The organism is Microbacterium sp. 4NA327F11 (assembly GCF_005503465.1).
In the GTDB taxonomy this organism is placed as follows: domain Bacteria; phylum Actinomycetota; class Actinomycetes; order Actinomycetales; family Microbacteriaceae; genus Microbacterium; species Microbacterium ginsengisoli.
Genome location: NZ_SCOB01000032.1, coordinates 1 through 14,704 on the forward strand (window position 1 = coordinate 1; position 14,704 = coordinate 14,704).

12 protein-coding genes are annotated in these 14,704 nt (G+C 72.7%); 8 read left to right on the forward strand and 4 right to left on the reverse strand.

What is annotated here, in order from left to right:
- Window positions 1-47: 47 nt before the first annotated feature.
- The 3 genes from FFS51_RS13665 to FFS51_RS13675 form a co-directional block, all read right to left on the reverse strand.
- Window positions 48-1,481 carry a phytoene desaturase family protein gene (locus FFS51_RS13665; protein WP_137878667.1) on the reverse strand — a complete coding sequence of 478 codons (1,434 nt, stop codon included), beginning with the start codon at window positions 1,479-1,481 and terminating at the stop codon, window positions 48-50.
- A 2-nt stretch (window positions 1,482-1,483) separates the two neighbouring features.
- On the reverse strand, window positions 1,484-3,847 hold the full coding sequence (locus tag FFS51_RS13670; protein ID WP_137878668.1) for an ATP-binding cassette domain-containing protein: 2,364 nt from the start codon (window positions 3,845-3,847) through the stop codon (window positions 1,484-1,486).
- A gap of 78 nt (window positions 3,848-3,925) precedes the next feature.
- A complete protein-coding gene (locus tag FFS51_RS13675) occupies window positions 3,926-4,591 on the reverse strand; it encodes a TetR/AcrR family transcriptional regulator (RefSeq protein WP_045246005.1) in 666 nt (221 codons plus the stop codon).
- Between the two features lie 134 nt (window positions 4,592-4,725).
- On the opposite strand from FFS51_RS13675, the gene sucC reads away from it, so the two are divergent.
- From sucC to purH, 6 genes are all read left to right on the forward strand, one after another.
- Window positions 4,726-5,892: an ADP-forming succinate--CoA ligase subunit beta gene (gene sucC, locus FFS51_RS13680; RefSeq protein ID WP_045246004.1), complete on the forward strand. Its 1,167-nt coding sequence runs from the start codon at window positions 4,726-4,728 to the stop codon at window positions 5,890-5,892.
- Between the two features lie 30 nt (window positions 5,893-5,922).
- Entirely contained in the window at window positions 5,923-6,825 is a 903-nt protein-coding gene (gene sucD, locus FFS51_RS13685) for a succinate--CoA ligase subunit alpha (protein ID WP_045246003.1), read from the forward strand.
- A 159-nt stretch (window positions 6,826-6,984) separates the two neighbouring features.
- Window positions 6,985-7,425 carry a nitroreductase family deazaflavin-dependent oxidoreductase gene (locus tag FFS51_RS13690; protein WP_045246002.1) on the forward strand — a complete coding sequence of 147 codons (441 nt, stop codon included), beginning with the start codon at window positions 6,985-6,987 and terminating at the stop codon, window positions 7,423-7,425.
- A gap of 118 nt (window positions 7,426-7,543) precedes the next feature.
- Window positions 7,544-8,893, forward strand: a complete 1,350-nt coding sequence (locus FFS51_RS13695; RefSeq protein ID WP_137878669.1) for a cell division protein PerM — start codon at window positions 7,544-7,546, stop codon at window positions 8,891-8,893.
- Window positions 8,894-8,902: 9 nt separating this feature from the next.
- On the forward strand, window positions 8,903-9,496 hold the full coding sequence (gene purN / locus FFS51_RS13700) for a phosphoribosylglycinamide formyltransferase (protein WP_045246001.1): 594 nt from the start codon (window positions 8,903-8,905) through the stop codon (window positions 9,494-9,496).
- A gap of 29 nt (window positions 9,497-9,525) precedes the next feature.
- Complete coding sequence (gene purH / locus FFS51_RS13705; RefSeq protein WP_045246000.1) at window positions 9,526-11,130, forward strand: bifunctional phosphoribosylaminoimidazolecarboxamide formyltransferase/IMP cyclohydrolase; 1,605 nt, start codon at window positions 9,526-9,528, stop codon at window positions 11,128-11,130.
- Between the two features lie 18 nt (window positions 11,131-11,148).
- Here purH and FFS51_RS13710 read toward each other — a convergent pair whose 3' ends face one another.
- Window positions 11,149-12,573, reverse strand: coding sequence for a dihydrolipoyl dehydrogenase family protein (locus FFS51_RS13710; protein WP_137878670.1), 1,425 nt, complete (start codon window positions 12,571-12,573; stop codon window positions 11,149-11,151).
- A 91-nt stretch (window positions 12,574-12,664) separates the two neighbouring features.
- On the opposite strand from FFS51_RS13710, the gene FFS51_RS13715 reads away from it, so the two are divergent.
- Together FFS51_RS13715 and FFS51_RS13720 are read left to right on the forward strand one after the other, a co-directional pair.
- A complete protein-coding gene (locus FFS51_RS13715) occupies window positions 12,665-14,143 on the forward strand; it encodes a DNA-3-methyladenine glycosylase 2 family protein (RefSeq protein WP_137878671.1) in 1,479 nt (492 codons plus the stop codon).
- Window positions 14,140-14,640: a methylated-DNA--[protein]-cysteine S-methyltransferase gene (locus tag FFS51_RS13720; RefSeq protein WP_137878672.1), complete on the forward strand. Its 501-nt coding sequence runs from the start codon at window positions 14,140-14,142 to the stop codon at window positions 14,638-14,640. The genes FFS51_RS13715 and FFS51_RS13720 overlap by 4 nt, the downstream gene beginning before the upstream one ends.
- Window positions 14,641-14,704: the final 64 nt, after the last annotated feature.

Sequence of the window (14,704 nt, forward strand, 5' to 3'; positions counted from 1 at the left end):
GGAGCGAGGGGGGGAGGCGAGCGGGGGCGTGGGAAGCTCGCGCGTGCTCAGAACAGCGTGGCGAGGGACACCCGAGTGCCGGCGTCGGCCAGCGCCGTACGGGCGGCGTGCCAGCCCGCCATGCCGTGCACCGCAGGTCCGGGCGGGGTCGACGCCGAGCAGAGGTAGATCCCCGGCAGCGGGGTGCGCCACGGCGACCCGGCGAGCACGGGCCGCGCGACGGCCTGCGCGAGCGTGAAGGCGCCGCCCGAGACATCCCCGCCGACCTCGTTCGGGTTGCCGAGCTCACGGTCGGCGGCGGTCGTCGTGTGCGCCGCGAGCACAAGGTCGCGCACTCCGGGCGCGTGCCGCTCGAGTTCGGCGAGCACCGTCTCGAGCGGGTCCCGCCGCGACCCACCCGGAACATGCGCGTACGCCCAGAGCACGGCGCGCCCGGCGGGAGCGCGGGTGTCGTCGACGACGGAGGGCTGCACGACGATCACGAACGGATGCCGCGGCTGCCGCCCGCTCGCAACGATGCGCTCCGCGCGCACGGTGTCAGAGGCCGCCCCACCGAGGTGCACGGTGAGGGCGCCCGCGAGGAGCGGATCGGTCCACGGCACCGGCCCCGCGAGAGCGAGGTCGACCTTGGCGACGCCGGCGCCGTAGCGGAACCCGCGCACCCGCCGGGCGTACGCCCGCGGCAGCGCGGGGGAGGACAGCAGCAGCCTCGGCGACGTGTCGAGCATCACGAGGTCGCCGCGCGCCGGGTCGCCGCGGTCGAGCAGTTCGAGAGAGCGCACCCGCACGCCGGTCTCGAGGGTGCCGCCGTGTCGGTGCAGGTCGGCGATGAGCGCGTCGATGATCGCGCCCGCGCCGCCGCGCGGGACCGGCCAGCCCGCCGCCTGCGCGTAGGTGCCGAGCACGAGTCCGGCGGCGGACGCGGTGGGCGACGGCAGCCGCGTGTTCGCGTGAGCCGCGAGGCCGGTGAGCAGCGCCCGGACGGCGGCCTCACGCGGCGGCAGGGCGGTGACGGCGGCGGCCTGCGCGGCCAGCAGCGCGGCGGTGACGGGATGCCGCGGCATCCCGAGCAGCGCATCGGTCGCCGTGCGGGCGACCTCGTCGGAGCGGGCGACGAGCGGGGCGAACACGCGTCGCCAGGCCGGGCCCCCTGCGCCGAGCTGCTCGACCGTGCGGTCGAGGGAGCGCCACACCGCCGCGGCTCCGCCCCTGAGCGCGTGCGCGAAGGACAACTCGGGGGTGATCCAGTCGATCGGCGACGCGCGCGTGAACGCCCCGAAGAACGGCGAGGCGAGTGCCGCCGGATGCACCGCCGACCCGACGTCGTGGCGGAAGCCCGGCAGCGTGAGCTCGGCCGTGCGGGCTGCCCCGCCCGGGGCGGCGGCCGCCTCGAGTACGCGCACCTCGTAGCCTGTGCGCGCGAGGGTGACCGCCGCGGCGAGCCCGTTCGGACCCGACCCGACGACGGTCGCGCGTGGCACGGTCAGGCGCCGACGTAGGCGGCGAGGTGCTCGCCCGTGAGGGTCGAGCGGGCCGCGATCAGGTCGGCGGGGGTGCCCTCGAACACGATCCGGCCGCCGTCGTGTCCGGCGCCCGGGCCGAGGTCGACGATCCAGTCGGCGTGGGCCATCACGGCCTGGTGATGCTCGATGACGATGACCGACGTGCCCGCGTCGACGAGGCGGTCGAGCAGCGCGAGCAGCTGGGCGACGTCGGCGAGGTGCAGTCCGGTCGTCGGCTCGTCGAGCACGTACACCTGCGCCTTCGTGCCCATGTGCACGGCGAGCTTCAGCCGCTGGCGCTCGCCGCCTGAGAGGGTCGTGAGGGGCTGGCCGATCGTCACATAGCCGAGCCCGACGTCGACCAGCCGCTGCAGGATCGCGTACGCCGCCGGCACGGAGGTCGCTCCGGGGGCGAAGAACGCCGCGGCATCCGCCACCGACAGCGCCAGCACCTCGCTGATGTCGAGGTCGCCGAGGTGGTACTCGAGCACCGACGCGTCGAACCGCTTCCCCTCGCACACCTCGCACAGCGACGACACCGTCGAGAACGGTCCGAGATCGGTGAAGACGACCCCCGCGCCGTTGCAGTTCGGGCACGCGCCCGCCGAGTTCGCGCTGAACAGTGCGGGCTTCACGCCGTTCGCCTTCGCGAACGCCGTGCGGATCGGGTCGAGAAGGCCGGTGTAGGTCGCCGGGTTGCTGCGCCGCGAGCCCTTGATCGCGCCCTGGTCGACCACCACGACGCCGTCTCGTCCCGCGACCGACCCGTGCACGAGCGAGCTCTTGCCCGAGCCGGCGACCCCCGTCACGACCGTCAGCACGCCGAGCGGCAGGTCGACGTCGACGCCCTGCAGATTGTGGGTCGACGCCCCGCGCACCTCGATCGCCCCCGACGGCGTGCGCACCTCGGACTTCACCGCCGCGCGGTCGTCGAAGTGGCGCCCGGTGAGCGTGTCGGCGGCGCGCAGCTCGTCGACGGTGCCGGTGAACACGATGTTCCCGCCCGCCGTGCCGGCGCGCGGGCCGATGTCGACGACGTGGTCGGCGATCGCGATCGTCTCGGGCTTGTGCTCGACGACGAGAACCGTGTTGCCCTTGTCGCGCAGTCGCTGGAGCAGCTCGTTCATCCGGCGGATGTCGTGGGGGTGGAGTCCGACCGTCGGCTCGTCGAACACGTAGGTGATGTCGGTGAGGGCGGAGCCGAGGTGGCGGATCATCTTGATGCGCTGTGCTTCGCCTCCCGACAGCGTCCCCGACGCACGATCGAGCGAGAGGTAGCCGAGGCCGATCGAGGAGAACGAGTCGAGCAGGTCGCGCAGGCCGACCAGCAGCGGGGCGACCGAGGCGTCGTCGATCGTGCGCGCCCACGCCGCCAGGTCGCTCACCTGCATCGCGCATGCGTCGGCGATCGAGATGCCGCCGACGAGCGACGTGCGCGCCCCTTCGTTGAGGCGGGTGCCGCCGCACTCGGGGCACTGCTGGAACGTCACCGCCCGCTCGACGAACGTGCGGATGTGGGGCTGCATCGCCTCGACGTCCTTCGAGAGCATCGACTTCTGGATGCGCGGCACGAGGCCCTCATAGGTCAGGTTGATGCCGTTGACCTTCACCTTGGTCGGCGCCTTGTAGAGGAAGTCGTCGCGCTGCTTCGCCGTGAACGTCGAGATCGGCTTGTCGCCCGGGTAGAAGCCCGACTCGGCGTAGCCGCGCACCATCCACCCGTCGGCCGTGTAGCCCGGGATCGTGATCGCACCGTCGATGAGCGACTTCGTCTCGTCGAACAGCTGCGTGAGATCGATGTCGGAGACCGCGCCCATGCCCTCGCAGCGCGGGCACATGCCGCCGGTCTGCTCGAACCGGCGCACCTCCTTCACGGTGCGGCCGTCGCGCTGGCTCGTGACTGCGCCTTGGCCGCTGACGGTCGGCACGTTGAACGAGAACGCCTGCGGCGAACCGAGGTGCGGCGAGCCGAGCCGGCTGAACAGGATGCGCAGCAGTGCGTTCGCGTCGGTCGCCGTGCCGACGGTCGATCGAGAGTTCGCGCCGAGCCGCTCCTGGTCGACGACGATCGCTGTCGTCAGCCCCTCGAGCTGATCGACCTCGGGCCGCGACGGCGTGCCCATGAAGCCCTGCACGAACGAGCTGTACGTCTCGATGATGAGCCGCTGCGACTCGGCCGCGATCGTGCCGAACACGAGCGAGCTCTTCCCCGAGCCCGACACCCCGGTGAAGACCGTCAGGCGACGTTTCGGGATGTCGACGTCCACCCCCGCGAGGTTGTTCTCCCGCGCGCCGCGCACGCGGATCCACTCGTGGGCGTCGGCGGCGGGTGAGGGCGTCGTCATGACGCCAGGGTAGTCGTGGCGTCCGTCATGCTGGCGGGGGTCCGGTGCGATAGGTGTGGGAGCAGCGGATGCCGCGGCTCAGAGCTCGGCGGAGAGCCGCCGCGTGACCTCGGCCAGCGGCATCCGTCTCGGGAACACCGCCACGACCACGTCGTCGTCGGCACCCTCGGGGGAGGGGCCGACGTCGAAGCGCGCGAGCACGTCGTCGAGGGCGGCGCGGAGGGTCTGGGTCGGGATGCGCTTCGTGCCCCGCAGCAGCTGCCGGAGCACGTGGTTGTGCACCGCGGTGACCTCGGCGGCGAAGCTCACCGCCGTGAGCGGCTCGATGCCCGGCAGCGCGCGCCGCAGGTACTCGTCGAACAGGCGCTCGTAGCGGAACACCGTGACGATCTCGCGGTCGCGCAGCGTCGGCACCTGGCGCACCACGGTGTAGCGGCGGCGGGCGAGCTCGGGATCGGCGAGGTAGTGCCGGTAGACGATGAGGGATGCCTCGCAGATCGCCTCCCACGGATCCGCGTGCGCCCGATCGAGGAAGGTGCGGAGGCGCTCGAGCACCGCGTCGTGGTCGGCGAAGACGACATCGTCCTTGCCTCCGAACTGCCGGAAGAAGGTCGAGCGGGAGATGCCCGCCGCCTTCGCGATCTGGTCGACGGATGTCGCCTCGAACCCCTGCGAGGCGAACAGCTCGAGCGCAGCCTGGACGACGACAGTGCGTGCGTCGTCCGCCGGTGTAGTCACGCTCATGGAGGCCGAGCCTACTCGCGCTCACGGCGGAGGCACATCGGCACGCGGTATAGGCTGGGGCACTGGTCGTTTATCTCGACGTCGAGACGCTTTTGGAGCGTCGTCATCCCGTTCGCCCCAGCGAAGGAAGCACTGTGGATCTGTACGAGTACCAGGCACGTGACCTATTCGAGAAGTACGAGGTGCCGGTACTCCCGGGCATCGTCGCGGACACTCCCGAAGAGGTGAGGGCGGCCGCGGAGAAGCTCGGCGGCGTCGTCGTCGTGAAGGCCCAGGTGAAGACCGGTGGCCGCGGAAAGGCCGGCGGCGTCAAGGTCGCGAAGACCCCCGACGAGGCGTACGAGGCGGCCAAGGCCATCCTCGGCCTCGACATCAAGGGCCACGTCGTCAAGCGCGTCATGGTCGCCGGCGGCGCCCGCATCGACAAGGAGTTCTACTTCTCGGTGCTGCTCGACCGCTCGAACCGCTCCTACCTGTCGCTCAGCTCGGTCGAGGGCGGCATGGAGATCGAGGAGCTCGCCGTCGAGCGTCCCGAGGCGCTCGCGCGCATCGAGGTGAACCCGCTCACCGGCATCGACAAGACCAAAGCCGTCGAGATCGCCCGCGCCGCGAAGTTCCCCGAGGAGCTCGTAGAGAAGGTGTCCGACGTCTTCGTCAAGCTCTACAACGTCTACACCGGCGAGGGCGCGACCCTCGTCGAGGTGAACCCGCTGATCCTCGACGCCGACGGCAACATCATCGCCCTCGACGGCAAGGTGACCCTCGACGACAACGCGTCGGAGGTGCGTCACCCCGAGCACGAGCTGCTCGAGGACAAGGATGCGGCCGACCCGCTCGAGGCGAAGGCGAAGGCCGCCGGCCTCAACTACGTGAAGCTCGACGGTCAGGTCGGCATCATCGGCAACGGTGCGGGCCTGGTCATGTCGACCCTCGACGTCGTCGCCTACGCCGGTGAGAACCACGGCGGCGTGAAGCCCGCGAACTTCCTCGACATCGGCGGCGGCGCCTCGGCGACCGTCATGGCCGCGGGCCTCGACGTGATCCTCGGTGACGCGCAGGTCAAGAGCGTGTTCGTGAACGTGTTCGGCGGCATCACTAGCTGCGTCGCGGTCGCGGACGGCATCGTGAAGGCCCTCGAGATCCTCGGCGACGCGGCCACCAAGCCCCTCGTCGTACGCCTCGACGGCAACCAGGTCGACGAGGGTCGCGCGATCCTCGCGGCGGCCGGCCACCCGCTCGTGACCCTTGCCGCAGGCATGGACGAGGGCGCCGACAAGGCCGCCGAGCTGGCGAACGCCTGAGCCGCGGCATCCGGATAAGGAACTAGGACTATGTCGATCTATCTCAACAAGGACTCCAAGGTCATCGTCCAGGGCATCACCGGCGGCGAGGGCACCAAGCACACCGCTCTCATGCTGAAGGCGGGCACCCAGGTCGTCGGCGGCGTGAACGCCCGCAAGGCCGGCACCACCGTCGCGCACAAGGATGCCGCGGGCGCCGACGTCGAGCTGCCCGTGTTCGCGTCGGTGGCCGAGGCGATCGCCGCGACCGGTGCCGACGTGTCGATCGCGTTCGTGCCGCCGGCGTTCACGAAGGACGCCATGATCGAGGCCATCGACGCCGAGATCCCGCTGCTCGTCGTCATCACCGAGGGCGTGCCCGTCGGTGACACCGCCGAGGCGTGGGCCTACGCGCAGAGCAAGGGCAACACGACCCGCATCATCGGTCCGAACTGCCCCGGCATCATCACCCCGGGCGAGTCGCTCGTGGGCATCACGCCGGCGAACATCACCGGCAAGGGCCCGATCGGCCTCGTCTCGAAGTCGGGCACCCTGACCTACCAGATGATGTTCGAGCTGCGCGACCTCGGCTTCTCGACCGCCATCGGCATCGGCGGCGACCCGATCATCGGCACGACGCACATCGACGCGCTCGCCGCCTTCGAGGCCGACCCCGAGACCAAGGCGATCGTCATGATCGGCGAGATCGGCGGCGACGCCGAGGAGCGTGCGGCGGCCTTCATCCAGGCCCACGTCACCAAGCCGGTCGTCGGCTACGTCGCCGGGTTCACCGCACCCGAGGGCAAGACCATGGGTCACGCCGGCGCGATCGTGTCGGGCTCCGCCGGCACCGCGCAGGCCAAGAAGGAGGCCCTCGAGGCTGCCGGCGTCAAGGTCGGCAAGACCCCGAGCGAGACCGCCGCGCTGCTGCGCGAGATCATCGCGTCGCTCTGATCGGAGCGCATTCGACGGGCCGGCGGTTCACCGCCGGCCCGTCGTCGTTCCCGGATGCCGCGGCCCGCGCCGCCGCGGATCGGTCCGTGCCGCGAGGCCGTTGCGTCGCACATGACGGATGCCGCCCCGCGCCGCGGTGCGCGGGGTTAGGGTGAGCGCATGCCTCTCTCCGGTGAGTACCTTCCGTCCACGGCCGACTGGGCCCGCACCCAGGCGGAGGCCTTCGAGGCCTCGAACGGCGCCGACGCCTCATCCCTTCGCGGCGCGGCGATCATCGTGCTGACGACCGTCGGCGCGAAGACGGGCGGCCTGCGCAAGACCGCGCTGATGCGGGTCGAGCACGACGGTCACTACGCGATCGTCGCCTCGAAGGGCGGTGCCCCGCAGCCTCCCGCCTGGTACTGGAACGTGCGCGCCAACCCGCACGTCGAGCTGCAGGACGCCGACGTCAAGCTCGACTACACCGCACGCGAGGTCGACGGCGACGAGTACGCCCAGTGGTGGGAGCGCGCCGTCGCGGCATGGCCCGACTACGCCGAGTACCAGAAGAAGACCGACCGGCGCATCGCGCTGTTCGTGCTCGACCCGATCGAGCACTGAGCTGCTCGCGCTCGACCCGATCGAGCACTGAGCTGCTCGCGCTCGACCCGATCGAGCACTGAGAGCTCGGGCGCGCCCGCCCGGCGAGCGCGGACGCCGCAGGTAGGGTCGGAAGGCCATGCAGCGTCTGGTCGTCACCCTCCTCGCCGCCCTCGATGCCTTCGTCGCGGCGGCCATCAGCGTCGGCGCCGCGGTGGTGCCCCTCGCGCTCCTGTGGATCACCGCCGTCAGCGGCGCCGGCCCCGCCGCGCTGTGGCAGGCGACCGCGGCCGTCTGGCAGCTCGGGCACGGCGTGCCGCTGTCGGTGACACTGCCGACGGAGTACCTCGTGCAGGCGGGCATCGACGACACGGCCGCCACCTTCACGCTCTCGCTCGCACCGCTCGCGTTCCTCGCGTTCACCTTCTTCTTCGCCGCTCGATCGGGCTCGCGCGCCGCGCAGGCGGGCGCCTGGGTGACGGGGGTCGTCTCGGGGGTCGTCGTGTTCGCCGCGGCATCCGCGCTGATCGCGCTGACCGGGGCGCAGCCGCTGGCGAGCGCCGCACTCTGGCAGGCGTTGCTGTTCCCGCCCCTCGTCTATCTCGCGGGCGCCCTCGCGGGCGCGATCGCCCGCGCATGGAGCGACGGCGACGACGGGCTCATCGACGCGGTGCGGTCCCGGACCGACGCACTGCCGGGCATCTGGCCCGAGGTGCCGGGTCTCGCCGTGCGCGGCGCGGTGACCGCCCTGACCGCACTCGTGGGCGTCTCGGCGCTGGCCTTCGCGGTCGCCGTCATCGTGCGGGGCACCGCGATCGTCTCCCTCGCGCAGCAGGGCGGCGTCGATCTGATCGGCGCGGTCATGATCGAGCTCGGCCAGCTCGTCTACCTGCCCACCCTGATCGTCTGGACGATGTCCTATCTCGCCGGCCCCGGCTTCGCGCTCGGTGCCGGCTCGACGATCTCCCCCGTCGGCACCCACGCGGGCGTCGTGCCCGGCGTGCCTGTGCTCGCCGCATTGCCGCCATCGGGGACCGTGTGGCTGCTCGCGCTCGTGCTGCTGCCGATCGCGGCGGGTGCGGTGGCCGGGTGGGTCGTGCGCTCCCGGGTCGCCGACGAGACCGCCACGATCGGTGGACACGAGCCGTGGGGTGCGCTCCTCGCCCTCACCGGCGCGATCGCACTGCTCGCGGGCGGGGGAGCGGCGCTGTTCGCCGCACTCGCCGGCGGATCGATCGGCCCTGGACGCCTCGCCGTCACCGGTCCCGACCCGGGCGCGGTCGCGCTCGCGGTCGCGATCGAGGTCGCGGTGGGAAGCGGCATCCTGCTGCTCGCCCCCCGCGGCGCCCGCGACGACGCCGATCGCCCCGCGCCGGTGACTCTGGGAGGGTCGCCGAGCGCCTGGTTCGACGTCGACGGCACCGGCCGCCCCGACCCGTCGAGCACCGGAGCGGGCGGTCGCGACGAGGGCTCCGAGGCTCCCCGTTAGACTGACCGGGTGCTGACGGTCGCCGTACTGATCTCGGGCACGGGCTCGAACCTCCGAGCCCTGCTGGACGCCGCCGCCGACCCCTCCTATCCCGCCCGCATCGTCGTCGTGGGAGCCGATCGCGAGGCGGACGGCCTCGCGCACGCCGAGGAGTTCGGCGTGCCGACGTTCGTCGTGCCGTGGCGCGGCGCCGCCGAACGCGACGCGTGGGGCGCGGAGCTCTCCGCGCAGCTGCGCGTCTGGCAGCCCGGCCTCGTCGTGCTGAGCGGGCTCATGAAGCTGCTGCCCGCCGCCGTCGTCGACGAGTGGTCGCCCCGCATCATCAACACGCACCCTGCGTTCCTGCCCGAGTTCCCGGGCGCGCACGGGGTGCGCGACGCCCTCGCCGCCGGTGCCACCCAGACCGGCGCCAGCGTCATCGTCGTCGACGGCGGCGTCGACGCGGGCCCGATCCTCGCCCAGGAGCGTGTGCCCGTGCTCCCCGGTGACGACGAGAACGCCCTCCACGAACGCATCAAGCCGGTCGAGCGCCGCCTGCTCATCGACATCGTGCGCCGCATCGCCGACGGCGAGCTCGATCTCGCCGCGCCCGCCCTTCACTGATCCGCAACCCCCGAGAACCGAGGAGCTCCATGGCCGGTCCCCGACACGATCCCGCCGACTACCGACCCCGCGACGTCGTGCCCGTGCGGCGCGCGCTCGTCTCGGTCAGTGACAAGACGGGGCTGCTCGACCTCGCCCGTGCCCTCGCCGACGCCGGCGTCGAGATCGTCTCGACCGGCTCAACCGCGGCCTCCATCCGGGACGCGGGCTTCGCGGTGACGGATGTCGCCTCGGTCACCGGCTTCCCGGAGTCGCTCGACGGCCGTGTGAAGACGCTCCACCCCGCCGTGCACGCGGGCCTCCTCGCCGACCTGCGGCTGGCGACCCACGAGGCCCAGCTCGCCGGGCTGGGCATCGCCCCGTTTGAGCTCGTCGTCGTGAATCTGTACCCCTTCGTCGAGACGGTCGCCTCGGGCGCCCAGGGCGACGACGTGGTCGAGCAGATCGACATCGGCGGCCCCGCCATGGTGCGCGCCTCGGCGAAGAACTTCGCGAACGTCGCGATCGTCGTCTCGCCCATGTCGTACCCCGCGATCATCGACGCGCTCGGCGCCGGCGGCACGACGCTCGACCAGCGCCGCGATCTCGCCGCCCGGGCGTTCGCTCACACGGCGGACTACGACCGCGCGGTGGCGACGTGGTTCTCCGAGGAGACCCTCACGACCGAGGACCTGCCCGCCCACCTCACGATCCGCGCAGAGCGCATGTCGACGCTTCGCTACGGCGAGAACAGCCACCAGCGCGCGGCGATCTACACGCGTGCGGGCGGCCACGGCATCGCCCAGGCGACCCAGCTGCAGGGCAAGGAGATGTCGTACAACAACTTCGTCGACGCGGATGCCGCGCTCCGCGCCGCGTTCGACATGGTGCTGCCCGCGGTCGCGATCATCAAGCACGCGAACCCCTGCGGCATCGCGGTCACCGCGGCGAACGCGCTCGACCCCATCGCGTCGGCCCACCTGCGCGCCCACGCCTGCGACCCGGTGTCGGCCTTCGGCGGCGTGATCGCCGCGAACCGCACCGTGACGCTCAAGATGGCCGAGAACCTGCGCGACATCTTCACCGAGGTGATCGTCGCCCCCGACTTCGAGCCGGAGGCGCTGGAGCTCTTCAAGCTCAAGAAGAACCTGCGCGTGCTGCGTCTTCCCACCGACTGGCGCCAGGAGCCCATGGATGTGCGGCTCGTCTCGGGCGGCCTGCTGCTGCAGGACGCCGACCGCTTCCCGGCCGACATCGACTCGGTGTGGAAGAACTGGCAGCTCATCACGGGCGAGATGCCCACGCACGACGAGCTGCAGAACCTCGTGTTCGCGTGGAAGGCCGGTCGCGCCGTCAAGTCCAACGCGATCGTGCTCGCGAAGGACTCCGCCACGGTCGGCATCGGCATGGGCCAGGTCAACCGCGTCGACTCGTGCCGTCTGGCCGTCGAGCGGGCGGGCGACCGTGCCGCCGGGTCGGTCGCGGCATCCGATGCGTTCTTCCCGTTCTCCGACGGACCGCAGGTGCTCATCGACGCGGGCGTCAAGGTCATTGTGCAGCCGGGCGGCTCGGTGCGCGACGACGAGACCATCGAGCTCGCGCGCGAGCGCGGCGTCACGATGTTCTTCACGGGCGAGCGGCACTTCTTCCACTGACCCGCGCGGCGCGCGGCCTCAGGCGGTCGCGCGCCCATCGGTCTCGAGCAGGCGCAGCCACACCTCGCTGATCGTCGGATACGACGGCACCGCGTGCCACAGCCGCTGCAGCGGCACCTCGCCGACGATCGCGATCGTGGCGGAGTGCAGCAGCTCGGCGACATCCTGACCGACGAACGTCGCGCCGATGATCACGTCGCGCTCGTCGTCGACGATCATGCGGGCGCGGCCGCGATAGTGGTCGGCGTAGGTGGAGGCGCCCGCGACCCAGGACAGGTCGTAGTCGACGACACGGATGCCGCGCCCCGCCGCCCGCGCGGCCGCCTCGGTGAGACCGACCGACGCGACCTCGGGATCGGTGAAGGTCACCTGGGGAACGGCGGCGTGGTCGGCCGTCGCGACGTGCCGGGACCACGGGGCATCCGAGACGTCGGCACCCGTCGCGCGCGCGGCGATCACGTCGCCCGCCGCGCGTGCCTGGTACTTGCCCTGGTGGGTGAGCAGCGCCCGACGGTTCACGTCGCCGACGGCGTAGAGCCAGTCGGTGCCCTCGACCCGCAGGGTGTCGTCGACCGTCAGCCACGCCCCGGGGGCGAGGCCGACGGTCTCGAGGCCGAGGTCGTCGGTGCGCGGCACGCGTCCCGTCGCGACGAGCACCTCGTCGGCGTGCACGCGGGTGCCGTCGTCGAGCGTCAGCACGGCGTTCTTCTCGGCACGGTGCGCCGCGGTGACGTTCACGCCGGTGCGCACGTCGACGCCGCGCTCGACGAGCGCGTCGCGCACGATCTCGCCCGCGAACGGCTCCATTCCGCCGAGCAGACCGCCGCGTGCGAGCACCACCACCGATGCGCCGAGGTCGTTGTAGGCGGTCGCCATCTCCACAGCGACGACACCGCCGCCGATGATCGCGAGGCGCCCGGGGATCTCGGTCGCGGCGGTCGCCTCGCGGCTCGTCCAGGGGGCGATGTCGGCGAGTCCCGGAGTCGCGGGCAGGAGGGCGGCCGTGCCGGTGCTCACCGCGACCGCGTGGCGGGCGATGAGCGTCGTGCGGGTGCCGTCGGTGCCCTCGACCTCGACGCGCCGCTCGCCGGCGAGGCGTCCGTGACCGCGCACGAGGTCGATGCCCGCTCCCTCGAGCCAGCGCACCTGCGAGTCATCCGACCAGTCGTGGGTCATGCCGGTGCGTCGACGCAGCACCCCCGCGACATCAGGTCGTTCGCCGGTGACCTGACGTGCACCGTCGACGTCGCGGGCCGCTCGCAGCGCCGCCCCGGCGCGCAGCAGCGCCTTCGACGGCATGCACGCCCAGTAGGAGCACTCGCCGCCGACCAGCTCGCTCTCGACGATGACGACCGACAGGCCGCCCTGCACGGCGCGGTCGGCCACGTTCTCGCCCACCGGCCCCGCGCCGATCACGATCAGGTCGTAGGTGCGTTCGCTCATGACCTCACGGTAGCCCCGTGGTGGGACGCTCCGGCACGGCGATGTCCGAAAACCGCGAGCCGGATGCCGCGGCCCGTGCCAGGCTGGGGGCATGCCCGGCCTCAGTCTCACCTTCGACGAGCGGTATCGCGCCATCCGGTCGCGCGACGTGCGCTTCGACGGGCAGTTCGTGACCGCCGTGCGCTCGACCGGCATCTACTGCCGGCCGAGCTGCCCGGCGCGCACCCCCCACGAGCGCAACGTCACGTTCTACTCCACGAGTGCCGCGGCGCACGAGGCCGGCTACCGCGCCTGCAAGCGCTGCCTGCCCGAAGCCGCTCCCGGCTCGCCGGACTGGAACCTGCGCGGCGACATCGCGGGCCGCGCCATGCGCTTCATCGCCGACGGCATCGTCGAGCGCGAAGGCGTGCCCGGGCTCGCCCGCCGGCTCGGCTACTCGAGCCGGCAGCTCGGTCGCATCCTGCAGGCCGAGCTCGGCGCCGGCCCCCTCGCCCTCGCCCGGGCGCATCGGGCCCACACCGCGCGCATGCTGCTGGTCGGTACGGACCTGTCGATGACGGATGTCGCCTTCTCCGCCGGGTTCGCCAGCATCAGGCAGTTCAACGAGACCGTGCGAGAGGTGTTCTCGCTCGCTCCCACCGACCTGCGGCTGCGCCGGCGCTCCCGGGTCGCCGCCGGGCACGGCGAGATCGACCTCGCCCTGCCGCACCGCACGCCGCACGAGACCGCCGGAGTGTTCGCGTGGATGGCGGCGCGCGCGGTGATCGGCGCCGAGGTCGCGACATCCACCTCGTTCGCCCGCACCCTGCGTCTCGCCCACGGCACCGCCTGGTTCGAGGTGCGCAGCGACGGCGACACCCTGCGGCTGCGCGCCCGCCTCGAACGCCTCGCCGACCTCGCCAGCCTCGTCGCCCGCGTGAGGCGGCTGTTCGACCTCGACGCCGACCCCGACGCGATCGACGAGGCGCTCGCCTCCCATCCCGAGCTCGCCGCGAGCGTCGCCGACGCACCGGGCGTGCGGGTGCCGGGCGCCGCCGACCCGCACGAGATGCTGATCCGCGCCATGGTCGGCCAGCAGATCACCGTCGCCGCGGCGCGCACCGCGCTCACGACCCTCACCGACGAGCTCGGCGAGCGGATCGAGCCGATCGAGACCGCCGACCGACTCTTCCCGACGATGCGCGCGATCGCCGACCACGGCGCCGAGGTGCTGCGCGGCCCGGCCGCCCGCATCCGCGCCATCACGGGGGCGGCCCGCGCGCTCGCCGACGGCGAGCTGGAGCTCACCACCGGCGACGACGGCGCCGCCCAGCGCGAGGCGCTGCTCGCGATGCCCGGCATCGGCCCGTGGACGGCCGACTATGTGCGCATGCGCGTCATCGGCGACCCGGACGTGCTGCTGCCGGGCGACGTCGCCGTGCGCACCGGCGCCGCACGGCTGGGCATCCCTGCCGATCCCGCCGGGCTCACCGCCTGGGCGGACCGCGTCGCGCCGTGGCGCAGCTACCTCACCGCACACCTGTGGCGTGCGGCATCCGCCCCGCTGACTCCCAGAAAGGCGTTTTCATGACCGCCCGCACCTTCGCCGTCGTCGACACCCCCGGCGGCCCCTTCGCACTCCTCGCCGACCCGGACGGCGCCGTCGTCGCCTCGGGCTGGACCGCCGACCTCGATGCCCTCCTCGCGCGCCTCCCCGAGCGCGAGCGCGGCGTCGACGTCGTGTCCGGTGCGAGCGAGCACACCGCCGTGGTCGAGGCGTTCTATGCGGGCGAGGTCGCCGCGATCGACACCGTGCCCGTGCGCCAGTGGGGCACGCCGCTGCAGCAGCGCGGGTGGGCCGGTCTGCGGGCGATCGCGGCGGGGCATCCGCTCACCTACGCCGAGTTCGCGGTCGCGCTCGGATCGCCGACCGCCGTGCGCGCCGCCGCCTCGATCTGCGCCCGCAACGCGCCCGCGCTCTTCGTGCCCTGCCACCGCGTGCTGCGCACCGGCGGCGCCATGGGCGGATTCGCCTGGGGCGTCGAGGTCAAGCGCTCGCTGCTCGCGCGCGAGGCCGCCGCGCGCTGACCCGCCGCGAGCGCAGCGCGCCACGCTGCGCGCGCCGCGCTCGCCACACTGCGCGCGCCGCGCT

Coding starts and splice junctions, on each gene's coding strand:
- FFS51_RS13670 (WP_137878668.1), bottom strand. CDS start 3,847: ATGACGACGCCCTCACCCGCCGCCGACGCCCACGAGTGGATCCGCGTG.
- FFS51_RS13675 (WP_045246005.1), bottom strand. CDS start 4,591: ATGAGCGTGACTACACCGGCGGACGACGCACGCACTGTCGTCGTCCAG.
- sucD (WP_045246003.1), top strand. CDS start 5,923: ATGTCGATCTATCTCAACAAGGACTCCAAGGTCATCGTCCAGGGCATC.
- FFS51_RS13690 (WP_045246002.1), top strand. CDS start 6,985: ATGCCTCTCTCCGGTGAGTACCTTCCGTCCACGGCCGACTGGGCCCGC.
- FFS51_RS13695 (WP_137878669.1), top strand. CDS start 7,544: ATGCAGCGTCTGGTCGTCACCCTCCTCGCCGCCCTCGATGCCTTCGTC.
- purH (WP_045246000.1), top strand. CDS start 9,526: ATGGCCGGTCCCCGACACGATCCCGCCGACTACCGACCCCGCGACGTC.
- FFS51_RS13710 (WP_137878670.1), bottom strand. CDS start 12,573: ATGAGCGAACGCACCTACGACCTGATCGTGATCGGCGCGGGGCCGGTG.
- FFS51_RS13715 (WP_137878671.1), top strand. CDS start 12,665: ATGCCCGGCCTCAGTCTCACCTTCGACGAGCGGTATCGCGCCATCCGG.
- FFS51_RS13720 (WP_137878672.1), top strand. CDS start 14,140: ATGACCGCCCGCACCTTCGCCGTCGTCGACACCCCCGGCGGCCCCTTC.